The sequence below is a fragment of the Paraburkholderia sp. Ac-20342 genome, from assembly GCF_017104985.1.
In the GTDB taxonomy this organism is placed as follows: domain Bacteria; phylum Pseudomonadota; class Gammaproteobacteria; order Burkholderiales; family Burkholderiaceae; genus Paraburkholderia.
Genome location: NZ_JAAGPQ010000003.1, coordinates 16,339 through 39,614, shown reverse-complemented (window position 1 = coordinate 39,614; position 23,276 = coordinate 16,339). Strand labels below are relative to the sequence as shown.

Here is a 23,276-nt window from a genome sequence, read left to right as displayed (position 1 = left end):
CCCCAACCGGCCTGTCTATCCGCCTGCACCTCTGCCTGGACATTCGCCTGAACACCCCGCCAGGACAGTCGGCGGCTTCCCTTAGGTGGAATTCCCTAGAGGTGTTTTTCTCAAGATGGAATAGAGTTCAATCAAAGAACGTCATAGCATCTTTGTTCATGGGCTGACACGGCACCGCAACACCGCAACGTTTCAGGCATGAATCCCAACTGTCGCGCTGCTCTGGTTAGGGATCGGCTAAACCTGCATCGCACTCTATCCATCAGAGAGGAGACGGCATGTCACTCAAGGTATCGTCGCGCCAGGTCGATGGCGTAAGCAGCACCAGCGAAGACCCATCCGCCCGCGCCGGCAATTCGACTGCCGGGCCGTCGCGAGGGATGCGCAAGCTGAAGCGCATCTGCTGGAATTTGCTGCCGCCGCTGACGTTTGTCGCCATCGTCGCGTTCTGGGCCGCAGTGGTGCGGCTCTTCGATATTCCGTCCTATGTTTTGCCCGGGCCGGGTCTGGTGTTCTCGCGTCTGATCGAGGAAGTGCCTCAGCTGTGGGACAACTCCCTCGTCACGGTTGCCGAAATCGTGTGGGGTTTTGGACTGACGATTCTGACCGCCATTCCGCTCGGGCTGGTCATCGCCTTGTCTCCGATCGCGAAGCAGGTGGTTTATCCGCCGCTGATGTTCCTGCAACTCGTGCCGAAAATCGCCGTTGCTCCGTTGTTCCTCGTATGGCTCGGTTTCGGTATCGAATCGAAGATTCTGCTGACCGTGCTGATGACTTTCTTCCCGTTGCTGCTGGCGAGCATGAGCGGTTTTCAGATTCTCGATAACCGTCTGCTGTATCTGACGAAGTCGATGGGCGCCAGCTCGTGGCAAACCTTCCGCTATCTGCGTCTTCCCGCCGCACTGCCGGTCATCTTCTCTGGCATCAAGACCTCGGCGACCATCGCCGCCACGGCCGCCATCGTCGCCGAGTTCGTCGGCGCGAACAAGGGCCTGGGTTACGTGCTGCTGCGCGGTACCAGCACGATGGACATCGGTTTGACGTTCGCGGTCATCGCCGTGCTGACAGTGATCGGTATTGCCATCAACTACATCGTCGAGTTTGCGGAGTGGGCCATGACGCCGTGGCAACGCAGCAAGCAATAAAGCGCAGAAGCCGGCACACAAGCAGGCGCACAAGCCAGTACGACTCAACAACCGGACACGGTCCGAGTTCGATCCAAAAATAAGGAGACACAACGATGAACCGATTTATTCGCAATCTGGTCGCCGCCGGAGCCGTAACCTCGGCCCTGGTCATGGGTAGCACTGGCACCGCAGCCGCAGCTACGCCCGTTACTTTTCAGTTGAACTGGGTGGCGGGCGGTCCGAACGCCGGCTTCGCGGTCGCGCTGACGGAAGGCTATTACAAGGACGCCGGCCTCGACGTCACGCTGGTGGAGGGCAACGGCTCGGCCACCACGGCTCAACTGGTCGCCGCCAATCGGGCGCAGATCGCCTATGCCGACGCGGTCGCCGTCAGCCAGCTCATTGCCAAGGGGGCGCCGATGAAAGTGGTCGCCACGCTCTATCAGTCCAATCCGAATGAAGTGTCAGCACTGAAAAAGTCGGGCATCAAATCGATCAAGGATCTGGTCGGCAAACGGGTCGGCGTGCCGTCCGGCTCGTCGCAGACGACGATGCTCCCGTTGTTCCTGAAAGCCAACGGACTCAAGGAATCCGATGTCAATCTCGTCAACATGCCGCTTACGTCGCTGGTGCCGACTCTGCTGCAGGGCCAGGTCGACGCCATTCTGGGCTCGGTCGACTCATACCAGATTCAACTGGAAGCGCAGGGTGCGCAATTGAACAACTTCCGCTTTGCCGACTACGGCGTTCCGACCGTGAGCACGTCGATATTCGCCAATAACACGTATCTGAAAGAAAACCCGGACGTCGTCAAGAAGTTCATTGCGGCCAGCCTGAAGGGCTGGAGCACCGCGCTCAACGATCCGGCGAAGGCAGTCAAGTCGTTGAAGAAGGTATTTCCCAACATGAGCGAGAAGACGGCAACCGCCGAGATGGCCGCCGTCGCTCCGCTGTTCTGCAGCGGCGGCGCGAAGTACGTGGGCAAGGCGGAAGACGCGCTGTGGGTGAAGACACAGGATCAGTTGTCTCAGGTGGGGCTGTTGCCGCAGGGACGCGACCCGAAGAGCTATTACACGAACGATTACCTGCCGCCGGATTCGGCGCTGCGTCCCTGCAAATAAACCAGAGGCTACTATGACTGAACAACGGAACATTGGACTGCGTTACACCGATCTCTACGTCGGCATGAATTTCCGCAGCCCCGGACGAACGATCACGGATGCGGACCTCGTGGGATTCGCGGGTCTCACCGGCGACTTCTCCGAGCTTCACACCAGCGACGTGTACGCAAAGAACAGCCAGTTCGGCCGCCGTGTCGCTCACGGCATGCTCGGACTCGCCTATGCGCACGGTTTGATGTGGGCACGCACGGGCGAGCTGCGCGAAACGGCGATTGCCTTCCTCGGCATTAGCGAATGGAAGTTCCTCAATCCCATCTTCGTCGGCGACACCATCTTCGTGAACTATCAGATCTGCGAACTTCGCGAGAGCAAGTCGCGGCCCACGCAAGCGATCGCGACCTTCGACGTCGAGATCGTGGATCAGGACGGCCGCGTGGTCCAGAAGGGCAAAAAGGCCTTGCTGGTGTCCAGGGTCCCCCTCTCCGCCGTTGCGGCCAGTACGGCGTCGCCCTCGGCCAGTCAGGAGCAAACGTGATGAACAGGCAAGTCGCGGACAGGCAGGAGGCGGATGCCCAATCGGGCGTGCCTATTAGCATTCGGCAAGTAGCGAAAACATTTGGCGAAGAAAGCGACAAGCCGTTTCATGCGTTGAAAGAAGTCAACATCGACGTCAACCCGGGAGAGTTCATCTCGATCGTGGGGCCGTCGGGTTGCGGAAAAAGTACCTTGATGTTGATGGTCGCGGGGCTGCTCAAGCAAAGCCGGGGAGAGATTCTGGTCAACGGGAAAGCCGTGACCAAACCGATCACCGACGTCGGCATTGCGTTTCAGGATCACCTGCTGCTCGAATTCCGCACCGCCCTCGAGAACGTGATGTTGCAGGCCGATATACGCGGACTGCCGAAGAAAAAGATCGAGGCGCGCGCGAAGGAGCTTTTCGAGCAGTTGCGCCTGACGCATGCGATGCAGAAGTATCCGCGCCAGTTGTCGGGCGGCATGCGTCAGCGTGTCTCGCTGGTCAGAACCCTGGTTCACGACCCGTCCGTGATCTTCATGGATGAACCGTTCGGCGCACTCGATGCATTGACGAGACTCCAGGTGCGGATGGATCTGGAAGCGCTGTGGCTGCGCCGCCGGCCTACCGTTCTTTTCATCACGCATAGCGTGGAAGAGGCGGTCGGCCTGTCGGACCGCATCTTCGTCATGAGTCCGAGCCCGGGCGAAGTGGTGGACGAGATCGTGGTGGATCTGCCGCGTCCGCGACCGATCGTGCTTGGCGATGCGCCGGAATTCGCCGCCTACGTGGACCGCATCTATGGGCACTTCGAACGCATGGGCGTGCTGCACGGCATTGGGGTTCCGAAGGCCGGCACGCACGCTTCCTGAACCTGTGCGCTGCAATGGGCAACATGAGCCGGACAACATGAGCGAAGCAAGATGAACACTGCAACGGAAAACGCGAGTCGCTTGGTCACCCTCGACGTGGATGGAGCGATCGCCGCGCTCGGGATTCACCACGGACCGCTCAACCTGGTCACCCACGAACTGTTGCGTGCGCTGAACCACGCGTTATCGGAAATCGCGGTTCGTGACGACGTTCACTGCCTGATCGTGCACGGCGGTCAGGCACGCGCTTTTTGCGCGGGCAGCGACATCAAGGAATTCGCGCATCTTCGCGAGAACGCCAGCGAATTCAAAATCCTTTTCGAGGACATGGTGCTGCGGCGGCTGGCACGCCTGCCCATGCCGACCATCGCGGCGCTCGACGGCGCGGCGCTCGGCGGCGGGCTCGAGCTTGCTCTCGCCTGCGATCTGCGCGTGGCGCGGCATGGGATCGCCATGGGGCTGACCGAGTCGCGACTGGGCGGCCTGGCCGGCAGCGGGTCGGTGAGGCTGACACGCCTGATCGGTCCGGCGCGCGCGAAAGAAATGCTGTTCACCGGCGAGACCATCGACTGCGACCAGGCGCAGGCCTGGGGCGTCGTGAACCGCGTTGCGCGCGACGGTTCGGCGCTGGACCTCGCCTACGACATGGCGCGGACTATCGTCGCCCGAGGCCCGGTATCGAACCGGCTCGGCAAGGAACTGGCCGATGCCGCGCAGGATTTGCCGCTGGATGCGGGCCTGTCGATGTCGACCGTAGCCCAGCAGAAGATATTCGACAGCAACGATTTGCATGAGGGCGTCGCGGCATTTTTTGCGAAGCGTTCGCCGTCCTTTATTGGGCACTGAAGCGGCCACTGAAACAATCACTGAACCAGGTTGACATCATGAGCGAACTGAAGCATGCAGCCTTGCCCCTTGGGGACGTTCAAACCACGAGCGGCGCAATGCTCGGCGACGGCGCTGTTTTTATCTGGAACGACGTCGACCCGTCGGGACTCGACCCGTTCTATGCGTGGCATGACCGGGAGCATATTCCGGAGCGTCTCTCCATTCCGGGATTTCGTCGCGGACGGCGCTACATTTGCCCCGGCCATTCGCCCGAATGGCTGACCTTGTACGAAGCGGCGGACCTCGATGTGGTCGTCTCGCCGACCTATCTGGAGCGGCTCAACAATCCGACGCCGGCCACGGTCGATACGCTGCGCTATTTCCGCAACACGTCGCGAGCCGTGTGCCGGATCGTGCATTCGCTCGGTTCGAGCAGCGGCGGCTATGCCCTTGCGCTGCGCGTGGACGTCGCCGCGGCCCAAGCGGATGCAATGAAAGAGTACTTCTGCGCGGACGTGTTTCCGCGCATCGCCACGCTGACCGGCGTGGTCGCCTGTCATCTGTATATGGCCGACCAGCCGGGCAGCTACCTGAACACGGCCGAGTCCGACACGCGTGAATTCGACGTGCCGGCGTGGGTCGTGCTGATCGAGACGACCACGCCGCAGGCCGCTGCAAGCGCCCGCGATCTCGTCGACGTACGCAAGCTCGCAGACCTGGGCGCAACGGTGCGCCCGGATGGCGCGGTTTATTCGCTGGAGATTTGCCGACTACCTTCGCCGGCGGCGGAACGCTGAACCCGTCGGCCGTATTCGACAGGGCTTCGCAGGCTCCCGTTCGCCGGGGGCCGTGCGCGAGGCAATGTTAATATCGGCCGTTCCGATGGCCCCGTCGTTGGAGGCGTCGGCTTCATCGACATCAGTCAGCACGCCGCGCGTCATTCATCTTTTTGACCGGTACTCATATGTCTCACATACCCGCAGAGCGCTGCCTGGACATCATTGAACTGCTCGCCGATGGTGCCGTTGCGATGCCGCTCGGCGAAATCGCAGCGCGGTTGCAGTTGGCCAAAAGCGGCGCGCATCGATTGCTCGCGACGCTGGTCGACCTGGGATGGGCCGAGCAGGATGCGGAGACCGGCTTCTATCGGCTGACAATGCGCCTCGCGATCCTCGGGCAGCAGTTTTTCGTCGCGACAGGTATCCCCGATATTTGCCAGCCGCTGGTGGATCGCCTCGCCGGCCAGTCGCGCGAGTTCGTCCGGCTGGCCGTGGTCGACGGCGCTTCGTTGACCTGGGTCGCGCACGCGCAAGGCGCAACGGGCGGGCTTCTCTATCAGCCGACCCTCGGCAGCAACACGGTGCCATTGCATGCGACGGCCACCGGCAAGGTGTGGCTCGCCACATTGCCTCTCGAGCAGGCCGTGGAAAACGTGCTGCGTGTCGGCTTCGGGGAAGCCGAAAAATATGGTCCGAACGTTATCCGCTCGCTGGATGCCTTGTTGAAGGAACTGGAGGCCACCAAGCGCCGCGGTTATGGCCTCGCGGTCAACGAAGGGGAGCCCGGGGTCAGCGCGATCGCGGCGGCGATTCGTCCCGCTGGCGGTGGCGCGGCGCTCGGCGTCGTCAGCATCGCAGGGCCGAGTGCGCGCATGACGGAGGAGCGGGTCGGCGAAATGGCGCCGCTGGTGCTGCAAACCGCTACCGAACTCGCTTCCTTCTGGCCGTTGCGGATTCGTTCCAGTCAGGTCGCCTCGACCAGCCGGATGGTTGCCGCATAGGCTCTCGAACCTGCCGTCAAACGAAGCATTAAGCGACGCATTAAACGAAGCATCGAACAGATCGGCAGTCATCGCGCGGCGCTCTGTTTGCGCATGAGCACGGTGCCCATGCCGCTCGCCGCGATCACGCACATGCCGATGGCCGTCCACAGGTCCGGTGTCTGACCGAATATCAGCCAGCTAAAAACCGCCGCGAATGCCAGCTGCCCGTAAGCGAAGGGCGTCAGCAGCGAGAGCGGCGCGCGCTTGAGCGCCTGCAACATGAGCAGATGACCCGCCGTCGCCACGCTCGACATGAGCGCGACCAGCAGCCAGCTCTTCGGCTGCACGCGAGCCAGCGCCGGGAGCATGTCATGCCGGCCCAGCCACAGGAACACGCCGAGTACCACGGTCGCGCCGAGCGCGGTCAGGAAGTTCGTCGTGTTGAGATCGTCGATGCGCGACAGATGGCTCGATACGACCTGATAGCAGGCGAAGCTCGTGGCCGCGCCGATCGGGAACAGGACGGTCCACGTGAACTGGCTGCTCCCCGGCCGCACGACCAGCAACATGCCGATGAAGCCGAGCGCGACCATCGCCCATTTGCGCAGCGGCACGTCGTCTTTCAGGACGAGCGCCGCCAGCAGCGTGGAGATCAGCGGTGCGAGCATGGCGAGTGAGGTGGTGACGGGCAGCGGCAGATGCCTCAGGCCCGCGAATGTGCAGGCGGTATTGCTGAGCAGCAGCAACGAGCGCGCCATCTGCAGGGGCAGGCTTCCGGTGCGGAAGAGTCCCGGGAGATCGCGCCGCACCTGCCAGATGCCTAACGCGATCACCTGAAACAGATAGCGCACGCAGAGCAGCGCCAGAAGGGGAACCGTGGAGCCGATGACTTTCACGGTCGTATCGCTGGCCGCGAATACCGCCGTCGTGACAATCATGAGAACGATGCCGGCACCGGTGCTGTCGGTGTTGATCCGGATTCCTGCCTTGCTCTCCAAGGTTGCCATTGGGTTCCCCCCGGTGTGCTGTCGTGTGGCGATACCTGTCGGATCGGCCGGGACTTATGTCGGCCAGACGCTCGTCAGCTTTCCATATCGATTTGCGCGAGATCGATACCCTTCGTTTCTCGTGCGAAACGCAGCAGGATCATGCCCAGAATTGCGGCGCCGATGGTGAAGGCGATGATGCCGTTAGCCATGGACAGGGACAGGCGATGCATGGTCGAGAGAACGATGAACGGTGCGAGACCGCCGCCGATCACGCCGAAGTTGTAGAGAAAGCCCACCCCCGAGGCACGGACGTCGCGCGGCAGGTTTTCCGTCAGGATCGTGCCCCAGATGCCCGACGAGCCGATGAGGAAGAATCCGCTGAGGAAGGCGCACGCCAGCGCAAGCAGCGTGTTGGAGGCGGTCATGACCACGCCGGCCACGCATAGCGAACCGAGGCCGATCATCAGCGCAATCGCGAGGCGCCGGCCGACTCGTTCGGCGATGAAGCCCGATGCCACGAAGCCGAAGATCTGACCGACGGCGGAGGCCATGGCCACCGAACTGACGAAGCCGGCGGGGAAATCCAGCGAACGCAGATACGTGGGCAGCAGCGCCTGGAACGGCCACGACCCGAAGCACAGCACGAACATCAGCAGCGCGAGATAGGCGACGCGGCCCGGATAGCGTTTGAAGAGCTGGGCAACAGGATTCTTCTGGCCCTGCGTGCTGGACTTGGTCCGGCCTTCCTTCCACGCCGCGGATTCGGGGACGAAAAAGATGATGAAGAGCGCGAGCAGCAGCGCCGGCGGCAAGCCGACGAAGAACATGCCGCGCCAGCCGAAGGCCGGGTAGATGAACTCGTAGGCGAGCGCGGCGCCGATCGCGCCCACACCCCAGCCCGTATCGAGAATGCCGATGCCGATTGCCCGGTAGCGCTCCGGCCACGATTCCGCGACCATCGCTGCGCCCAGCGAGAAGCCGGGCGCCATGCCGAAGCCGAGCAGCAGCCGGAACACCACCAGCGAGGTGAAGTTCCACGAGAGGCCGGTGGCGATGGCCCCGGCCGTGAACCATGTCAGCGTGATGAGAAGCGGGATTTTGCGTCCGATCCGGTCGCTCAGGCCGCCGAAGAGCAGGCCGCCGATCCAGCGCACGCCGTACGTTGCCAGAAGCAGCAGCGAGGCGGTGTCGAGAGAGACGCCAAAGGTGCGCGCGATGTCGCGCAGCACGAAGGTGATGGCGAGAAAGTCCAGCGCATCGTTGACCCAGACGCCCCATGCGGCAATCAGCACACGCCACTGGGACGCCGTGATTTCACGGTACCAGCGCTTGGAGGTCTTTCGGGGCAAGGTAACTTCAGATTGCATGTTGTCTCCACCCAACCGGATTCTATGATCGAGTCGGTAATGTAACCGGTCTCATTGAAGGAGGCAACGACGATTCAACGAATCCAGGGAATACACCTAAAGCATTGGAATTCATGGGGTATATACGTGACAATAAGGCGCACCGATACTCTGAATCCGATTTATGAGACCGTTTACAGAAATGGAAAAATCCAGTGAAGACCGGTTGTCCGGCGAATCGACTGACGCACTCGCGAAACTCGGCATGCCACGCGTGGTGGCGGGGATGTGGCGTGTTTGCGATTGGCGCATGTCCGCCGGCGAACTCGTCGATTTCATGCACCGCTGCATCGAGCTCGGCGTCACGGCTTTCGATCATGCGGACATCTACGGCCGCGGGGCGGTCGAGTCCCTTTTTGGGGAGGCCTTGGCGCTGGACCCGTCGCTGCGCGGCCGGATGCAGATCGTCAGCAAGGCGGGAATCCGGCTGGGCGCGTCATCGGCCGCATCGCCGGCCGGCGAAGGCCCGCTCAAGTACTACGATTCCAGCCCCGCCTATCTGCGCGAAGCCGTCGAACAATCGTTGCGGCGGCTCGGGACCGACCATCTGGACCTGTTCCTGATCCATCGGCCCGATTCGTTGATGAACATGGATGACATCGCGCTCGCCGCCCAGTCGCTCGTCGAGCAGGGGAAGATTCGCGCATTCGGCGTGTCGAATTTTTCGGTGCGGCAATTCGAGCTGCTGCACGCGAGGACGGCGCTCGCCACCAACCAGATCGAATTCTCCCCGTTCGCCACCGGTGCGCTGGATAGCGATATGCTCGCCGTCCTCGCGCAGGCGAAGGTGTCGCCGATGATCTGGTCGCCGCTCGGCGGTGGACGCCTGTTCTCGGCGACGGACGAGGCGGCCCGGCGCGTGCGCGGCGTCATGGCCGGCTTGCAGCAGAAATATGGCGCCGCGAGCTGGCTGGCGATCGCCTACGCGTGGATTTTCCGCGTGCCCGGCGCGCCGTACGTGATCGTCGGCAGCCGCCGGCTCGACTCGGTGCAGGCCGCCGTCGACGGGCTGCGGATCGCACTGGACCGGCAGGACTGGTACGCGATTCTCGAGGCCGCCCGCGGCCGGCCCGTTCCCTGAAGCCTTACTTCGGGCTTCGGCTGCGCGGCGGCGGCCCCGACGAGGTGCGGATGATGATCTCCGCCTCGCATTCGATGCTCTGCGCGCGTTCGCCGCCCGACAGCTCCGCGAGGATCATCTGCGCGGCGCTGCGGCCGATCTGCGCGCTGGGCACGCTCACGGTGGTGATCGGAATGGGGAGCTCGGACATGACCTCGAAGTCGTCGAAGCCCGCGAGGCTCAGTTGCTTCGGTATCTCGTAGCCGGCCTGCATTGCTTCGAGCATTGCGCCGATCGCGAACGAGCCGTTTCCGCAGATGACGGCGGTCGGCGGCTGCGGCGTGCTCATCACGCGCGAGAACAGTTCGCGGCCGACGCGCACGCCCCAGAATCCTTCGACCATATGCGCCGCCGAAATGCCGAGGCCGTGTTCCGCGAGCGCATCGCGCACGCCTTCCCGGCGCGCGAGCGCACGATCGTTCGAATCCGCCGTTTGGGACAGCATCGCGAAGCGCCGATGGCCGAGGCCGAGCAGATACGTGGTGAATTCGAAAAACGCCCGGTGATTGTCCACGCCGACGCACAGGTGCTCGCTGTTCCTGTGAAAGGTAAACGTATTGACGAACGGGACCTTGCGCTGCGCAAGCAGCGAGTAGAGATCGGGGTGATGCGATTCGCCGACCAGCACGACCGCATCGACGCCGCGCTCGAGCATGTTGCGAACCTGGTTGAGTTCGCGCTTGACATCGTACTGGGAGCAGCCGAGCAGCAGCGTATAGCCCGCGGATTCCAGCGCTTCCTGCAACTCCTGGATCGCGGTGGCGAAGTGCTCGTTGGAGACGGTCGGGAACACCGCGCCGATCGTCGCCGTGCGCTGGGTGGCGAGCGCGCGCGCGGCGGCGTGGGGCACCCACCCCAAGTGATTGATCGCGGCGGTGATGCGGGCCCGGAGTTCGTCCGAGACGAGCTCCGGCGCGTTCATCATCCGCGAGACGGTAGCCGAGGACACGCCGGCGAATTTCGCTACGTCACGCAGGGTGACACTCGTCACGCGGGTCTTGCGGGCGGTGGCCGTATCTTCCATTGTCGTTTTCGTCTTCACCATGCGTGGCCGGTTCCCGGTCCGTTTGCGCTGTCTGTCCGAATTATAGCGGTGCGGCAGCGCGCCCCCGGGCTAGCTCTTGTTGGACAGCTTGCTGGCCCACTTCATCAGGTGGCGGCCCGCCGCGACGACCTCGCCGTGCTGGTTGACGACTTCCATGTCCGCGGTGCTGCGGCGCTTCACTTCGTCGATTTCCGCGACGCGGTAGATGACGGTCACGGTGTCGCCGAGCAGCACCGGCTTGATGAAGCGGATGCGGTCGTAGCCGGCCGACACGGGGAATTCGTCGAGATCGGTGCGGTGGATGATGTGCGCGATGCTGATCGTGGACGCGGTCGACATATAGCCCACCAGCAGGGCGCCGTGCGCGATGCGCCGGCCGATGGCGGATTTCTCCTGCATGTACTGCTCGTTGATGTGGGTATCGCTGAAATCGCCCGTCAGGCCCGCGAACAATGTGACGTCGGTCTCGCCGACGGTCTTCGCGAAACGGTATTCGTCGCCAATTTCTACACCTTTGATTGCCATCTGATCTCTCCTGTGACGTGGCTGGGGGCGGCGGTGCCGCGCGCCGGCGGCACCCGGTCGGGTTGCCGGCACGGTAGGGAAACCCACCGTGGTGCAGAAATAATACCGGTTACATTTTGTTTTTCGCAACGTCTATCCAGTGAAATATGCGTCTAATACGCAAAACATAGGGGTCTTCCCTGGAATAATGCGGTCGTTCTTGCGGATATTTATGAGACCGGTTACATTGAGATTGCCGGGCCGCGCGGGCGGCCTTCCAAATTCAACCGGACGCAGACACTCTCATGCAACGAATTACTTCTGACGAAGCGGCAAGCCTGGTGCGTACAGGCGACTCGGTCCTGATCAGCGGATCGGGCGGCGGGCATGCGGTCCCCGAGGCGCTGCTCGCGGCCGTCGAGCGGCGTTTTCTCGCCGAGCAGCAGCCGCGCGATCTCACGTCGATCAGCGTCGTCGGCATCGGCGACCGCGCCGCGCTCGGCGCGAGCCACCTCGCTCACGACGGTCTGCTCAAGCGGGCGATCACCAGCGCGCTGATCGACTCGCCGGGGCTGCTGGAGATGGCCGCTCAGGACCGCATCGAGGCCTATACGCTGCCGCAGGGCGTGCTGTCCCAGTTGATGCGGGAAATGGCGGGCGGCCGCCCCGGCCTGATCACGAAGACCGGCCTGAACACGTTCGTCGATCCGCGCCAGCAGGGCGCCCGGCAAAGTCCGCGCACCGAGGAGCAGCTCGTCGAACTGATTACGCTCGACAACGAAGAGTGGCTGCGCTTCAAGCCGTTCCCGATCGACGTCGCTTTCCTGCGCGGCACGACGGCCGACGAGGACGGCAACATCACGATGGAGCAGGAAGCGGTGCTCGGCGAAATGATCGCGATGGCGCAGGCCACGCGCCGCGCGGGCGGCATCACGATCGTGCAGGTGAAGCGCATGGCGCGTAGCGGCACGCTGCCGCCGAAGCAGGTCAAGATTCCCGGCATTCTCGTCGACTTCGTGGTGGTCGAATCCGAACAGCGGCAAACCTACGCGACCGACTACGACCCGAGCTACGCGGGCGAGCTGCGCGTGCCGCTGAGCGAAATCAAGCCGCTGCCGTTCGGGCCGCGTAAGGTGATTGTGAGGCGCGCGGCCATGGAGCTGTATCCGGCGGCGGTCTGCAATCTCGGCGCGGGCATTTCGACCGGACTCTCGACCGTCGCGGCCGAGGAAGGTCTGCTCGATTCGGTCATCCTGACGAACGAGCAGGGGCTGATCGGCGGCGCGCCGATCACGGGGCGCGACTCCGGCGGCGCGCAGAACTTCGCGGCGATGATCGAGCAGCCCTCGCAGTTCGACTTCTATGACGGCGGCGGCCTCGATCTGGCGTTCCTGTCTTTCGCCGAAGTCGACGCGCATGGCAACGTCAATATCAGCCGCTTCGGCGACAAGATCGTCGGCGTCGGCGGGTTCATCAATATCAGCCAGAACGCGAAGCGGGTGATTTTCAGCGGCACGCTGACCGCGGGCGGTCTCGACGTGCAGTGGAACGGCGGCCGCACGACGATCGTGCAGGAAGGGCGGCACCGCAAATTCGTCGGTTCTCTCGAACAGATCTGCTACAACGCGGCGCTCGCACATCAACGCGGCAATACCGCGCTCTTCGTGACCGAGCGCGCGGTGTTCCGGGTCGGCGCAGCGGGCCTGGAGCTGATCGAAGTCGCGCCGGGCGTCGATCTCGAACGCGACATCTTCTCGCAGATGGATTTCCGCACGCCCGTGGCAACGGATCTGCGCGAAATGGACGCACGCATCTTCGCGCCGGGTCTCATGGGCCTCGCCGCGGAAACGTCGGGCAAGGCGCGCCGCTATCGCTCGCAGCGCGTCGCCGAATGGTACGGGAGCCACGCATGAGCACGCTACCTTCGATCACAGGAAAGACGCGCCTCTATGCCATCGTCGGCGATCCGGTCGTGCAGGTGCGCTCGCCGGAAGTCTATTGCGGGGAACTGGCGAAGGCGGGCATCGACGCCGTGCTCGTGCCGGTGCACATCGCCGCTTCCGAGATTCACGAGGTGCTGCCGGCGCTGCTGAAGCTGCGCAATCTCGACGGCGTGCTCGTGACGGCGCCGTTCAAGGCCGACGCGCTCGCGATCGCCGATCGTGTGCATCCGCGTGCGCAGCGCGTGGGCGCGGTCAATGCATTGCGCCGCGAAGCGGACGGCGGCTGGTTCGGCGACATGTTCGATGGCGAGGGTTTTGTGCGCGGGCTGATCGCGCATGGACACGAGCTGGCCGGCAAGCGCGCGCTCGTGATCGGCTGCGGCGGGGCGGGCAGCGCGATAGCGGGCGCACTGCTGGACGCGGGCGTGAAGGCGCTCACCGTCTATGACAAGGACACGGCGCGTGCGGCGAATCTCGCGAACCTGCTTGCGCGGGACGCGGATGGATGCGACGTGCGCAGCGCGGCCGCGAGCGCGGCCGGCCACGATCTGATCGTCAATGCGTCGATCGTCGGGATGCGCGATGACGACGGCATGCCGGTCGACCTCGGGCCGCTCGACAGTCAGGTGATTGTCGGCGACGTGGTGCTGCGCCCGGCCGATCGCCCGAGCGCGCTGATCGCTCATGCGCGCCGGTACGGCTGTCCGACCGCGACGGGTGTCGACATGCATACCGGCCAGATCGACGCGATCCTCGAGTTCTTCCATATCCGCTAACCGCCGTCATCACAACCGGAGACATCCATCATGTCGTTGCTGGGTTCCGCCTTCGTTCTCATCTGGAACGATATCGTTGAAGAGGCGCGAGCGGACTTCTACGAATGGCACAACAAGGACCATATTCCTGAACGCCTGTCGATCGACGGGTTCCTGCGCGGCCGCCGTTATCGCGGCGCGAGTGCGTCGCCCGAATGGCTGACGGTCTACGAGGCCGTCGATCTGGATACGCTGACGGGGCCCGCCTATCTCGAACGCCTGAACAATCCGGCGCCGTCGACGCAGGCCAACGTCAAGCATTTCCGCAATACCGCGCGCTCGATCTGCCAGATCGAGCATTCCACTGGCGATAGCACCGGCGCCTATGCGATCACGCTGCAACTACGCGTGGAAGAGGGCGCGGCGAAGCGGCTGATCGAATTCGTCGCGCAGGAGCTGTTTCCGCGCATCCTGAAGCGGCCGGATGTGGTGGCCGCCCACCTGTTCGCCGCCGACACGGATGCGAGCAACGTCAAAACGACGGAGGCGCAACATCGCGGCGGCGCGTTCGCGGTGCCATCGCGTGTGCTTCTGATCGAATGCACGACGGAACACGGTGCGAGCGAAACGGCGCGCGCGCTGGGCGACGTCGACTGGCAGCAGTACTCGGCGGCAGGCGACCCCTGTCAGATCTATACCCTCGAGATCAGCAGACTGGGGCAGTCGCGCTGATCGGTGTTCATCCTTGCATAACGGAAATCCATCATGAAACTGGTACGTTTTGGTAACGCGGGGCAGGAAAAGCCCGGTCTGGTCGATCAGGAAGGCAAGATTCGCGACCTGTCGGCGCATGTGAGCGACTTCAATCCGGCGTTCTTCGCCGACAACGGCGTCGAGACAATCCGCGCGCTGGATCTCGCGACGCTGCCCGTCGTCGAGGGCAATCCTCGCATTGGCGCGTGCATTTCGCGTCCGGGCAACTTCATTGCCGTGGGTCTGAACTACGTACAGCACGCCATCGAAACGAATGCGCCGATTCCCGCGGAGCCGATCCTCTTCAACAAGGCGCCGTCCTGCATCTGCGGCCCGAATGACCGCGTGCTGCTGCCGCTGAAGTCGACGAAGGCCGACTGGGAAGTGGAAATCGCACTGGTGATCGGCAAGCGCGCGCACAACGTCAGCGAGCAGGATGCGCTCGATTACGTCGCAGGGTATTGTGTGTGCAACGACGTCTCGGAGCGCGCGTTCCAGCTCGAACAGGGCGGGCAGTGGGTCAAGGGCAAGATGGCGCCGACGTTCGGCCCGCTCGGCCCGTGGCTCGTGACCGGCGACGAAGCCGGCGACGTGCAGAGCCTGTCGCTGTGGCTGGAATTGAACGGCGAGCGTATCCAGAACTCGTCGACGTCCGACATGATCTTCCCGATCCGCAAGCTCGTGTCGTACATCAGCGAGTTCGTGATGCTGGAGCCGGGCGACGTCATCACCACGGGCACGCCGCCGGGCGTCGGGCTCGGCATGAAGCCGGAAAAGTATCTCAAGCCCGGCGATGTGATGCGTCTGAGCGTCGAGGGTCTCGGCGTGCAGGAGCAGGTCGTCGGCCGTTGGGGCGAGCAGTAATCATCAGTAGTGGCATCATCGACCCGGCGGCATGAGTCGAACGACACGACCGGCCGGGTCGGTTCGCTTGGTGCAGACAGGCTTGCAGCGAGGCGCGGCGGTTGCCGCCAGCCTTGGAGGCCAGGATGGTTCTTGCGGTTATCAGGATTTTTGCGGACATGGAAGTCCCGAAGGGAGCGAAATAATGGCGCAGGCACTGCTCGGCTGTATCGCCGATGATTTCACCGGCGCGACCGATCTCGCCAATATGCTCGTGCGCGGCGGCATGCGCACCGTTCAGACCATCGGCGTGCCGGCGAGCGGCGCGCCGCTTGAGGCCGATGCGCTCGTGGTCGCCCTCAAGTCCCGTACGATCGCGGCCGACGCCGCGGTCAGCCAGTCGCTCGAAGCGCTCGAATGGCTGCGCGCTCAAGGCTGCCGGCAGTTCTTCTTCAAGTATTGCTCAACCTTCGATTCGACGGACAAAGGCAACATCGGTCCGGTCGCGGACGCGTTGCTCGATGCGTTGAAAGACGATTTCACGATCGCTTGCCCCGCGTTTCCAGAAAATGGTCGCACGATCTTTCGCGGCAATCTGTTCGTCGGCGACGTGCTGCTGAACGAGTCGGGAATGGAAAATCATCCGCTCACGCCGATGGGCGATGCGAACCTCGTGCGCGTCTTGCAGCGGCAGACCCGCTCGAAGGTCGGGCTGATCCGCTACGACACGATCGCGCAGGGTGCCGAGGCGATTCGCGCTCGTATCGAAGCGCTGAAAAAAGACGGCGTACGTGTTGCGATTGCGGATGCCATTTGCGACGAAGATCTGTTCGTGCTCGGAGAAGCATGCCGCGATCTTTCGCTCATTACGGGCGGTTCGGGCATCGCGCTTGGCTTGCCGGCCAACTTCCGCGCGGCGAATCTGCTGGAGCACGCGGAGCATGCGGCCGATCTGCCGAAGATCGAAGGCAAGTCGGTGGTGCTGGCAGGCAGTGCGTCGAAAGCGACGAACGCACAGGTTGCGCAGTGGCGTGCGTCGAAGCCGGGCTTTCGCATCGATCCGCTGGCGTTGTCGCGCGGTGAGGCGGTGGTCGAACAGGCCGTCGAATTCGCGCGTGCTCATATGAAAAACGATGAAACCGTCCTGATCTACGCGACGTCGTCGCCGGACGAAGTGAAGGCGGTACAGAAGGAACTCGGCGTCGAGAAGGCGGGGCATCTCGTCGAAGACGCACTCGCGTCCATCGCGCGCACATTGCGCGACGAAGGCGTGCGAAAGTTCGTCGTCGCGGGCGGCGAGACGTCGGGCGCGGTCGTGCAGGCGCTCGGCGTGCGTTCATTGCGCATCGGGCCGCAGATCGATCCCGGCGTACCGGCGACGCAGTCCATCGATGCGAATACCGGCGATGCGCCGCTCGCGCTTGCACTCAAGTCCGGCAATTTCGGCGCGATCGATTTCTTCGCGAAAGCGTTGAGCGCGTTGTGATTGCGCCTCTGCGCCATGCTTGCATCTGCTTTTGAATTCGCCTGATTTCGATTGATTCGCCCGGTCACGAAAGCCCGCGTATCCGAAGGCCCTGGCCGGCCAACCCTACCTCCGAACACACCTGGAACGAACCCCATGAAGATCCTTATCACCGGTGGCGCCGGCTTTCTCGGCCAGCGTCTCGCGAGCCAGCTGCTCGCGGGCAACACGCTGAACGGCAAGACCATCACGGAAGTCGTGCTGCTCGACGTGGCCCGCCCGACCAACGACCGTTTGCTCGGCGATGCGCGCGTGCGAGCCGTGACCGGCGACATCTCCGATCGCGCGGTGCTGGAGCGCTACATCGACACGGGCACGGAAGCCGTCTTCCACCTCGCCGCGATCGTGAGCGGCCAGGCAGAGGCGGACTTCGATCTCGGCATGAGGATCAACCTCGACGCCTCGCGCGCATTGCTCGAAGTGTGTCGTGCCGCGGGTCATGCACCGCGCGTCGTGTTCACGAGTTCGGTTGCGGTGTACGGCGGCGCGTTGCCCGATGTAGTGCAGGACGACACCGCGCTCAATCCCCAGTCGTCGTATGGCGCGCAGAAAGCGATTGCCGAGTTGCTGCTGTGCGATTACTCGCGTCGCGGGTTCGTCGACGGCCGCGTGCTGCGCCTGCCGACCATCAGCGTGCGGCCGGGCAAGCCCAACGCGGCGGCCTCTTCGTTCGCGAGCGGCATCATCCGCGAGCCGCTGAACGGCGAGCGCTCGGTGTGCCCCGTCGACGGCGCAACGCGCCTGTGGCTGTTGTCGCCGAAGAGCGCGGTCAAGGCGCTGATCGCCGGCTGCGAGATCGATCGCGCGAAGTTCGGCAACCGGCCGGTCATCAATCTGCCGGGCCTGTCCGTGAGCGTGAACGAGATGATCGCGGCGCTGCGCGAAGTGGCGGGCGACGAAGCCGTGGCGCGCATCGACTGGCAACGCGACGAGCGCGTCGAAAAGATCGTGGGGAGCTGGCCGGGCCAGTGGGACGTCGCGCGTGCGCATGCGCTCGGTCTCGCCGGTGACGAGAACTTCGCCGACGTCATTCGCGCGTACCTGGCCGATGAAGGCTTGAGCGCGTAAGTACCGAACAGACATCCTTTCCCCGGCAATGTGCATATGAACCCTACCCTCGAAAAGAAAGTTTCATCGACTCCGGTTGCGCTGGTTACGGGTGGCCGGCGCGGGCTCGGCGCCGCAATCGCGAGAGCGCTTTGCGCAAGCGGATTCGATATCGCCATCGCGGATCTGGAGCACGATGGCGACGCCGACGAAACGCTGAACGCGATACGGGCAGCGGGGCGGCGCGCGGCTTTCTTCGAGGCGAACATCGCCGACCTCGGCAGACATGACGCGCTGCTCGACGAAGTGCAGGCGTCGTTGGGGAGCGTGGATTGCCTCGTGAACAATGCGGGCGTGAGCGTGGAGAAACGCGGCGACCTGCTCGATGTCACGCCCGAGAGCTTTGACCGGCTGCTGAACATCAACCTGCGTGGCACGTTCTTTCTGACGCAACGCCTCGCTCGCCGTTTTGCGGCGGACGCCGATGCCGAAGGGCGCACCCGTTCGATCATCAATATCTCCTCGGCGAACGCATTTTTGATCGCGCCGAACAGAGCGGAGTACTGCATCTCGAAGTCGGCATTGACCACGGTAACGAAGCTGTTCGCCGCGCGGCTCGGCGAGCTTGGCGTACCGGTGTACGAGGTGCGGCCGGGCATCTTTCAGACCAGAATGACGGAAGTGGCGCAGGCCGATTACGACGAGAAGCTGCGGCAAGGTTTTTCGCCGATCCCGCGCTGGGGAACCGTGGACGAGATCGGCAAGGCCGTTGCGTCATTGGCGTCGGGCTGTTTCCCGTTCAGCACGGGCGATTCTTTTCATATCGACGGCGGTCTTCATATTCATCGGGTCTGAAGATCGCGGCCCCGGGTACGAGTGGACAGGGCAGGTGTTGAGCGTGCACTTCGGCAGTGGACCCGCGCGCTACGCGGTGGGGCTCGCGTAGGCACTATCCAAAACAAAAAGAAAGCCCCGTTGCCGGGGCTTTTTCTACTTCGTGCGATACCACCGCCATAGCTTCATGATCGCCGCATAGGCAAGCACCGCCGCGATCAGTTCGATGGTCATCCATAGGCCGATATACAGGTTTTCCGGATCGTCGATGCCTAGCCGCTCCGAAGCGCGTATCCATGCGTGCATCTCGGACTCTGTCCACCCATCGTCGTACGGGCGGACAAAGCGGAATGACAGAAGGTACAGACCTATAAACAGCAGAACCTTAAACACCCTACGGGCAAGTGTTGTCATACGTCATAACCTCAATGACTTCGTGCGATACCACCGCCATAACTTCACGATCGCCACATAGGCAAGCACTGCCGCGATCAGTTCGATGGTTAGCCACACCGCGAAATACAGGTCATCGGGATCGCGGACACCGAGCAAATCCGAAGCGGCAAACCATGCACGCGTTTCGCTTGTCGACCACTCGTTCGATAACGGGATATAACGAACTGAAATAAGAAAGAGCCCGATGAACAGGGCGATCTTGAATACCCTATGGGCAAGTGTTGTCATGCGTCATAACCTCAATTATTCCGTCGGCGTTAAGCCCTGAATTGCGGGCAGGGATAGGCGTTGCATAATGATGGAAGATGAGGCCGTGATCCGGGGCCAAGAAGAATATGAATTGACGAGAATTAACGTCATCCCAAAAAGCCCGCACAAGGCACGCTTCAAGGGGGCACAGACATCATGGGAGAAATCGCGTTCGCGGCGCCGGCGACGGCCAATCAGGCCGAAACGCCACGGGCGGCGGTGTCGATCTTCAAGGTGGGCGAGTAATCGGGTTCGAGCGCCGCGATGATTGCCGCCGCTTGAAAAAGCAGATGCGTCTATCATGACTGCTTTGCCACGCATGAGCAGGCAAAGCGGTTTTTCCGCTTGTCCGGCTGATCCACTGAATTTTCGCCATGTCCGCCGTCAAGACACACTTTCAGGATCTACCCGTCACCCTCGACCCGGCCCGGCAGCTCGAAATCGTGCACCAGCATTTCGACGTTGCCGCGCTGCCCGCCTCGCAGCAGCTTCTGGCGTGGTGCGAGCGCATGATCGGCGTGGTCGATCTCCTGACGACGCGCGATGAGCACAGGCAGCCGTTTCGAGGCTGGATCGACCGCTACGTCGTGGGCGAATTCCTGTTTGCCGATTGCTACACGGACCGCATCACGCAAGACCGCACGATCGCGCGAATCTCGCGGGACAACGCGCGCAGCATCGTCTTCCATGTGTTCCTGGGCGACACGCACGGCAGCGAGCTCGTTTATCTGGGCAAGCGCAAGGACGCGGCGCTCGAAGGCGGCATCTTCGCCATCGATCTCGACCAGCCGGTGCAGTGCCGGCGCGCGCCTTGCCGGCACGTCACGATTTTTCTGCCGGGCGAACTGCTGCAAGACGTGTTTCCCGACCCCTCGGCCCTGCATGGACGCGCGCTCTCGCCGCACCTGCCCGCGGTGCGTTATCTGACGGGCCGCGTGTTGTCGTTTGCCGCGCAGATACGCCGCATGGCGCCTTGGGACGCCTACCGCGTTCTGCGCGAGATCGTGCTGCAGATCGCGGATACGTTCGGCGAACAGGCGGGGCTGAAGGGCAGCAAGGTTGCGCTCGCGCGGGCCATGGCGTTCGACCAGGCGCGCCGCTACGTGCAGACGAACCTGCACGACGACGATCTTTCGCCCGAGCGGGTCGTGGAGTCGCTGGGCCTTTCGCGGCCCACGGTCTATCGCCTGTTTGAGCACGACGGGGGACTGGGCGCCTATATCCGCCATGTGCGCCTGCGTGCCGCCGCCGCGGAACTCGTCGCGTGGCCTGGTGTACAGGTGCGGGACGTCGCCTATGCGCACGGCTTCAGAAGCGCCTCGGATTTCACGCGGGCATTCCGGCGCGCTTACGGCCTCGCGCCGCAGGACATGCGGGAGTATCACGACAGCCTGCGCGTAGCGCCAGAGCGGTAGCGGCTCGCATCGGCGTGTCGTGCCGGCTGGGGCTGCACGGCACGCCGATGCCGCCCGGGCTCAGTACCACATGCCGATGTAGTTGCCGTCCGCCGAGCCCCGCTCCACGACGACGTATTTCACGGTCTGTGTCGCGGTCACGAAGCGGTAGACCGTCCAGAGCGTCTGTCCCTGTTGCGCGTCGCCATAGGGTGTGCCGGTCATGGCGCTCTGGAACGCTGCGGCGGGAACCGGCACGGCAGTCAGCGGACCGGAATTGGTCGAGCCCGTACAGCTCGAAACTGGCATTGCCGGCGGAGTCGAACGTCAGCGTTTGCGGCGCGGCCTGATTGATCGGGTCGCAGTACTGGTTGAACACGAAGCTCTTGCCCGCCAGCTCGGCGACGTTCGTGACCTGGCTTGCACTGCCGGTAATCAGGATGTCCGTGGCCGCATAGCCGTTGTCGCTGATGCTGCCTGCGGGAGCCGGAGCGCAGATTTCGAACGCGCCGTCGAGATTCGGCTCGGTGGTCGTGCCGAGCGGCGTGCCGGTCGCGTCGTCAGGATCGAAGAGGCGGACCGACGTATTGCCGACGATGCCGATCGGGCTCAGGTTGGCGCTGGCCGTATTGTTGACCTGCAAGGTTTTGGGGCTACCGGAAACGCCGTAGGTGATCTGGCCTGTCCAGCCGCTTTGCGTCAGCGTCTGCGCATTGGTTTTGGTCGGCATGTTGTCGACGAACGAGGCGCAGGCCCACGGCGTTCCGCTAATGCCCGCGCCTGCATTGAGATCCGTGTAGGCGACCGAATAGGGCTGGGTGCCGCCGGACTTTGGGTTGTCGTCATTGCCGTTATCTCCGCCGTCGCCGAACGACGGGCACGTTGCGTATAACGACATGCTTCAGACCACCCAGCGCCTCCAATTCTGCCCACTGGTACGCGGGCAAGGGGAACGACATGCAATTGATTCGCCAACTCAGGATGTTTGATGATCGCGCTGTTGATTTTCTTTCGGGTAAAAAGGTTTCGCCCCCGCGCAACACCTGGAAAATTTGCGCCTGCTGCGGATTGCGCATCATCAAGGGTTATGAAATGTCGAACGGCGACAAGGTAGGCGAGGATTGCGCCGTCATCATCGCGCGCGCCTATCTGGACACCCGATATATAGCGACTGCGAACATTACGGAATTTGAGGCGCTTTGCAAGCGTACCGGATTCGGAACCCTGAAACCTGCAATTAGCCGCTACATCAACGAAAACATTTTTGAAGTTACCGCGTAACGCCAACCGCACCCGCTACGGAGGGCCGCACCAGCCTGGACGGTGCGTAGCGTCCGGGCTTTTGCATGACGTGGCTCTACTTTGAGCGATACCGCCGCCATAGCTTCATGATCGCCATATAGAACAATGCGGCAACGAACAGATTGACTACCAGGATAACGGGTATGTATAAATCGTCGGGGTCGCGAATCCCGAGCCGATTTGCCGCATGCAACCAAGCAATACCCTGGCTTTCTGGCATAGGCATCGGGTATGTGTGGACGTAGGCCAATGAGATGCGGAACAGCACGCAGAATAGTGCAACCTTGAAAAGCTTACGGGCAAGTGTTGCCATAGGTCACTACCTCAATTGTTCCATATGCACGAAGCCCAGAATTACGGACGGAGACGGTAGTGGTTCCCAGAAGGGCGCGCCGGATAAACATAAAATCGGCATGGTTTAGCAGAGTAATGCATCCTGGCGAAATACCGCGACCTCCAAACGGATGCAACCTGAAATTACCCCGCTCTACACGTTTATCCAGGTCACGTCATCAATCACACCATCATCGCGATAGAGCGCGAACCATTCCCGATGGTCTACCGGCGACCCGATTATGGAGTTTCCTATATCCTTTGCTGTGGCCCATGCTTGCGACCTGAATCCGCCTGTAGGTCGGTCAACGATCCAATACTTTCCGGCCGGAATCGGTCCATTGTCTGGAACATCCGTACAGCCGCCGCGATTCTTGTATTGATCGTTCCCGGAGTAAGCTTTAAACGTGCCGAGTCCCACAATAGCAAGCTTACATATATCCGGGTTATCTACTACAAACTTGCCAGTAAAAGCCACTACTCAACTACTCCCGTTGGTGAAACGCCCACGGTAGCGGCAAGGACGGGCGGCGGGCAATCAGACGATTCTTAAT

General features: G+C 62.7%; 25 protein-coding genes and 1 pseudogene. 17 read left to right on the top strand and 9 right to left on the bottom strand.

The genetic code is table 11. The annotated features are described in order from the left end of the window. Window positions 1-278 precede the first annotated feature (278 nt). The 7 genes from G3N58_RS01795 (at window position 279) to G3N58_RS01765 (ending at window position 6,242) form a co-directional block, all read left to right on the top strand. The gene (locus G3N58_RS01795) at window positions 279-1,145 is read left to right on the top strand and encodes an ABC transporter permease (protein WP_205988125.1); all 867 of its coding nucleotides are present in this window, start codon (window positions 279-281) and stop codon (window positions 1,143-1,145) included. Between the two features lie 95 nt (window positions 1,146-1,240). Next, on the top strand, window positions 1,241-2,248 hold the full coding sequence (locus tag G3N58_RS01790; protein ID WP_167037214.1) for an ABC transporter substrate-binding protein: 1,008 nt from the start codon (window positions 1,241-1,243) through the stop codon (window positions 2,246-2,248). Window positions 2,249-2,261: 13 nt separating this feature from the next. Continuing rightward, window positions 2,262-2,783, top strand: a complete 522-nt coding sequence (locus G3N58_RS01785) for a MaoC/PaaZ C-terminal domain-containing protein (RefSeq protein ID WP_240158674.1) — start codon at window positions 2,262-2,264, stop codon at window positions 2,781-2,783. Beyond that, window positions 2,783-3,634, top strand: coding sequence for an ABC transporter ATP-binding protein (locus G3N58_RS01780; RefSeq protein ID WP_205192501.1), 852 nt, complete (start codon window positions 2,783-2,785; stop codon window positions 3,632-3,634). Before G3N58_RS01785 ends, G3N58_RS01780 begins: the two co-directional genes overlap by 1 nt. Before the next feature lie 51 nt (window positions 3,635-3,685). Next, window positions 3,686-4,480, top strand: a complete 795-nt coding sequence (locus tag G3N58_RS01775; protein WP_205988126.1) for an enoyl-CoA hydratase-related protein — start codon at window positions 3,686-3,688, stop codon at window positions 4,478-4,480. Window positions 4,481-4,518: 38 nt separating this feature from the next. Next, entirely contained in the window at window positions 4,519-5,259 is a 741-nt protein-coding gene (locus tag G3N58_RS01770; RefSeq protein WP_205988127.1) for a hypothetical protein, read from the top strand. 167 nt (window positions 5,260-5,426) lie between these two features. Further along, a complete protein-coding gene (locus G3N58_RS01765; RefSeq protein ID WP_205998344.1) occupies window positions 5,427-6,242 on the top strand; it encodes an IclR family transcriptional regulator in 816 nt (271 codons plus the stop codon). Between the two features lie 68 nt (window positions 6,243-6,310). Here the strand turns inward: G3N58_RS01765 and G3N58_RS01760 are convergent, their stop codons facing one another. Together G3N58_RS01760 and G3N58_RS01755 are read right to left on the bottom strand one after the other, a co-directional pair. Beyond that, a complete protein-coding gene (locus G3N58_RS01760) occupies window positions 6,311-7,231 on the bottom strand; it encodes a DMT family transporter (protein ID WP_205998343.1) in 921 nt (306 codons plus the stop codon). A gap of 74 nt (window positions 7,232-7,305) precedes the next feature. Continuing rightward, the gene (locus G3N58_RS01755) at window positions 7,306-8,580 is read right to left on the bottom strand and encodes an MFS transporter (RefSeq protein WP_167037198.1); all 1,275 of its coding nucleotides are present in this window, start codon (window positions 8,578-8,580) and stop codon (window positions 7,306-7,308) included. A gap of 163 nt (window positions 8,581-8,743) precedes the next feature. On the opposite strand from G3N58_RS01755, the gene G3N58_RS01750 reads away from it, so the two are divergent. Then, entirely contained in the window at window positions 8,744-9,700 is a 957-nt protein-coding gene (locus tag G3N58_RS01750; RefSeq protein ID WP_346778229.1) for an aldo/keto reductase, read from the top strand. 4 nt (window positions 9,701-9,704) lie between these two features. On the opposite strand, the gene G3N58_RS01745 is transcribed toward G3N58_RS01750, so the two are convergent. Then, window positions 9,705-10,763: a LacI family DNA-binding transcriptional regulator gene (locus G3N58_RS01745; protein WP_240158669.1), complete on the bottom strand. Its 1,059-nt coding sequence runs from the start codon at window positions 10,761-10,763 to the stop codon at window positions 9,705-9,707. Window positions 10,764-10,853: 90 nt separating this feature from the next. Continuing rightward, the gene (locus tag G3N58_RS01740) at window positions 10,854-11,309 is read right to left on the bottom strand and encodes a MaoC/PaaZ C-terminal domain-containing protein (protein ID WP_167037189.1); all 456 of its coding nucleotides are present in this window, start codon (window positions 11,307-11,309) and stop codon (window positions 10,854-10,856) included. A 284-nt stretch (window positions 11,310-11,593) separates the two neighbouring features. On the opposite strand from G3N58_RS01740, the gene G3N58_RS01735 reads away from it, so the two are divergent. From G3N58_RS01735 to G3N58_RS01705, 7 genes are all read left to right on the top strand, one after another. Continuing rightward, on the top strand, window positions 11,594-13,201 hold the full coding sequence (locus G3N58_RS01735) for a CoA-transferase (RefSeq protein WP_167037186.1): 1,608 nt from the start codon (window positions 11,594-11,596) through the stop codon (window positions 13,199-13,201). Beyond that, window positions 13,198-14,007 (top strand): ThiF family adenylyltransferase, encoded by an 810-nt coding sequence (locus G3N58_RS01730; RefSeq protein WP_205998341.1) that lies wholly within the window; start codon window positions 13,198-13,200, stop codon window positions 14,005-14,007. Before G3N58_RS01735 ends, G3N58_RS01730 begins: the two co-directional genes overlap by 4 nt. Before the next feature lie 30 nt (window positions 14,008-14,037). Further along, a complete protein-coding gene (locus G3N58_RS01725) occupies window positions 14,038-14,718 on the top strand; it encodes a DUF4286 family protein (RefSeq protein ID WP_167037180.1) in 681 nt (226 codons plus the stop codon). 33 nt (window positions 14,719-14,751) lie between these two features. Further along, window positions 14,752-15,603, top strand: coding sequence for a fumarylacetoacetate hydrolase family protein (locus tag G3N58_RS01720; RefSeq protein WP_205998340.1), 852 nt, complete (start codon window positions 14,752-14,754; stop codon window positions 15,601-15,603). Window positions 15,604-15,787: 184 nt separating this feature from the next. Then, window positions 15,788-17,068, top strand: coding sequence for a 3-oxo-tetronate kinase (gene otnK, locus G3N58_RS01715; RefSeq protein WP_205998339.1), 1,281 nt, complete (start codon window positions 15,788-15,790; stop codon window positions 17,066-17,068). A gap of 135 nt (window positions 17,069-17,203) precedes the next feature. Continuing rightward, complete coding sequence (gene denD, locus G3N58_RS01710) at window positions 17,204-18,175, top strand: D-erythronate dehydrogenase (protein WP_205988133.1); 972 nt, start codon at window positions 17,204-17,206, stop codon at window positions 18,173-18,175. Between the two features lie 36 nt (window positions 18,176-18,211). Then, the gene (locus G3N58_RS01705; protein ID WP_205998338.1) at window positions 18,212-19,009 is read left to right on the top strand and encodes a 3-ketoacyl-ACP reductase; all 798 of its coding nucleotides are present in this window, start codon (window positions 18,212-18,214) and stop codon (window positions 19,007-19,009) included. A gap of 135 nt (window positions 19,010-19,144) precedes the next feature. Here G3N58_RS01705 and G3N58_RS34575 read toward each other — a convergent pair whose 3' ends face one another. Beyond that, window positions 19,145-19,294, bottom strand: coding sequence for a hypothetical protein (locus tag G3N58_RS34575; protein ID WP_346778228.1), 150 nt, complete (start codon window positions 19,292-19,294; stop codon window positions 19,145-19,147). Between the two features lie 111 nt (window positions 19,295-19,405). Continuing rightward, on the bottom strand, window positions 19,406-19,672 hold the full coding sequence (locus tag G3N58_RS01695; protein WP_205998336.1) for a hypothetical protein: 267 nt from the start codon (window positions 19,670-19,672) through the stop codon (window positions 19,406-19,408). A gap of 395 nt (window positions 19,673-20,067) precedes the next feature. Between G3N58_RS01695 and G3N58_RS01690 the strand changes: the two genes are divergently transcribed. After that, complete coding sequence (locus G3N58_RS01690) at window positions 20,068-21,108, top strand: AraC family transcriptional regulator (RefSeq protein WP_205998335.1); 1,041 nt, start codon at window positions 20,068-20,070, stop codon at window positions 21,106-21,108. Here G3N58_RS01690 and G3N58_RS01685 read toward each other — a convergent pair. Next, window positions 21,020-21,817 carry a hypothetical protein gene (locus tag G3N58_RS01685; protein ID WP_205998334.1) on the bottom strand — a complete coding sequence of 266 codons (798 nt, stop codon included), beginning with the start codon at window positions 21,815-21,817 and terminating at the stop codon, window positions 21,020-21,022. The genes G3N58_RS01690 and G3N58_RS01685 overlap by 89 nt on opposite strands. A 227-nt stretch (window positions 21,818-22,044) precedes the next feature. On the opposite strand from G3N58_RS01685, the gene G3N58_RS01680 reads away from it, so the two are divergent. Continuing rightward, complete coding sequence (locus G3N58_RS01680; protein ID WP_167281265.1) at window positions 22,045-22,368, top strand: hypothetical protein; 324 nt, start codon at window positions 22,045-22,047, stop codon at window positions 22,366-22,368. A gap of 76 nt (window positions 22,369-22,444) precedes the next feature. Here G3N58_RS01680 and G3N58_RS01675 read toward each other — a convergent pair whose 3' ends face one another. Continuing rightward, window positions 22,445-22,702 (bottom strand): hypothetical protein, encoded by a 258-nt coding sequence (locus G3N58_RS01675; RefSeq protein ID WP_205998333.1) that lies wholly within the window; start codon window positions 22,700-22,702, stop codon window positions 22,445-22,447. Next, window positions 22,683-23,143 (bottom strand): annotated as a pseudogene (locus tag G3N58_RS01670) (DUF2778 domain-containing protein). The gene G3N58_RS01675 and the pseudogene G3N58_RS01670 overlap by 20 nt, the downstream one beginning before the upstream one ends. Window positions 23,144-23,276: the final 133 nt, after the last annotated feature.

What these genes read in the sequence shown, in the direction of transcription:
- G3N58_RS01720 (WP_205998340.1), top strand. Translation starts at nt 14,752, where the DNA reads ATGAAACTGGTACGTTTTGGTAACGCGGGGCAGGAAAAGCCCGGTCTG.
- G3N58_RS01760 (WP_205998343.1), bottom strand. Translation starts at nt 7,231, where the DNA reads ATGGCAACCTTGGAGAGCAAGGCAGGAATCCGGATCAACACCGACAGC.
- G3N58_RS01745 (WP_240158669.1), bottom strand. Translation starts at nt 10,763, where the DNA reads ATGGAAGATACGGCCACCGCCCGCAAGACCCGCGTGACGAGTGTCACC.
- G3N58_RS01755 (WP_167037198.1), bottom strand. Translation starts at nt 8,580, where the DNA reads ATGCAATCTGAAGTTACCTTGCCCCGAAAGACCTCCAAGCGCTGGTAC.
- G3N58_RS01765 (WP_205998344.1), top strand. Translation starts at nt 5,427, where the DNA reads ATGTCTCACATACCCGCAGAGCGCTGCCTGGACATCATTGAACTGCTC.
- denD (WP_205988133.1), top strand. Translation starts at nt 17,204, where the DNA reads ATGAAGATCCTTATCACCGGTGGCGCCGGCTTTCTCGGCCAGCGTCTC.
- G3N58_RS01725 (WP_167037180.1), top strand. Translation starts at nt 14,038, where the DNA reads ATGTCGTTGCTGGGTTCCGCCTTCGTTCTCATCTGGAACGATATCGTT.
- G3N58_RS01695 (WP_205998336.1), bottom strand. Translation starts at nt 19,672, where the DNA reads ATGACAACACTTGCCCATAGGGTATTCAAGATCGCCCTGTTCATCGGG.
- G3N58_RS01795 (WP_205988125.1), top strand. Translation starts at nt 279, where the DNA reads ATGTCACTCAAGGTATCGTCGCGCCAGGTCGATGGCGTAAGCAGCACC.
- G3N58_RS01690 (WP_205998335.1), top strand. Translation starts at nt 20,068, where the DNA reads ATGTCCGCCGTCAAGACACACTTTCAGGATCTACCCGTCACCCTCGAC.
- G3N58_RS01735 (WP_167037186.1), top strand. Translation starts at nt 11,594, where the DNA reads ATGCAACGAATTACTTCTGACGAAGCGGCAAGCCTGGTGCGTACAGGC.
- G3N58_RS01680 (WP_167281265.1), top strand. Translation starts at nt 22,045, where the DNA reads ATGCAATTGATTCGCCAACTCAGGATGTTTGATGATCGCGCTGTTGAT.
- G3N58_RS01780 (WP_205192501.1), top strand. Translation starts at nt 2,783, where the DNA reads ATGAACAGGCAAGTCGCGGACAGGCAGGAGGCGGATGCCCAATCGGGC.
- G3N58_RS01790 (WP_167037214.1), top strand. Translation starts at nt 1,241, where the DNA reads ATGAACCGATTTATTCGCAATCTGGTCGCCGCCGGAGCCGTAACCTCG.
- G3N58_RS01705 (WP_205998338.1), top strand. Translation starts at nt 18,212, where the DNA reads ATGAACCCTACCCTCGAAAAGAAAGTTTCATCGACTCCGGTTGCGCTG.
- G3N58_RS01750 (WP_346778229.1), top strand. Translation starts at nt 8,744, where the DNA reads ATGAGACCGTTTACAGAAATGGAAAAATCCAGTGAAGACCGGTTGTCC.
- G3N58_RS01785 (WP_240158674.1), top strand. Translation starts at nt 2,262, where the DNA reads ATGACTGAACAACGGAACATTGGACTGCGTTACACCGATCTCTACGTC.
- otnK (WP_205998339.1), top strand. Translation starts at nt 15,788, where the DNA reads ATGGCGCAGGCACTGCTCGGCTGTATCGCCGATGATTTCACCGGCGCG.
- G3N58_RS34575 (WP_346778228.1), bottom strand. Translation starts at nt 19,294, where the DNA reads ATGCACGCATGGATACGCGCTTCGGAGCGGCTAGGCATCGACGATCCG.
- G3N58_RS01675 (WP_205998333.1), bottom strand. Translation starts at nt 22,702, where the DNA reads ATGGCAACACTTGCCCGTAAGCTTTTCAAGGTTGCACTATTCTGCGTG.
- G3N58_RS01685 (WP_205998334.1), bottom strand. Translation starts at nt 21,817, where the DNA reads ATGCCGACCAAAACCAATGCGCAGACGCTGACGCAAAGCGGCTGGACA.
- G3N58_RS01775 (WP_205988126.1), top strand. Translation starts at nt 3,686, where the DNA reads ATGAACACTGCAACGGAAAACGCGAGTCGCTTGGTCACCCTCGACGTG.
- G3N58_RS01770 (WP_205988127.1), top strand. Translation starts at nt 4,519, where the DNA reads ATGAGCGAACTGAAGCATGCAGCCTTGCCCCTTGGGGACGTTCAAACC.
- G3N58_RS01740 (WP_167037189.1), bottom strand. Translation starts at nt 11,309, where the DNA reads ATGGCAATCAAAGGTGTAGAAATTGGCGACGAATACCGTTTCGCGAAG.
- G3N58_RS01730 (WP_205998341.1), top strand. Translation starts at nt 13,198, where the DNA reads ATGAGCACGCTACCTTCGATCACAGGAAAGACGCGCCTCTATGCCATC.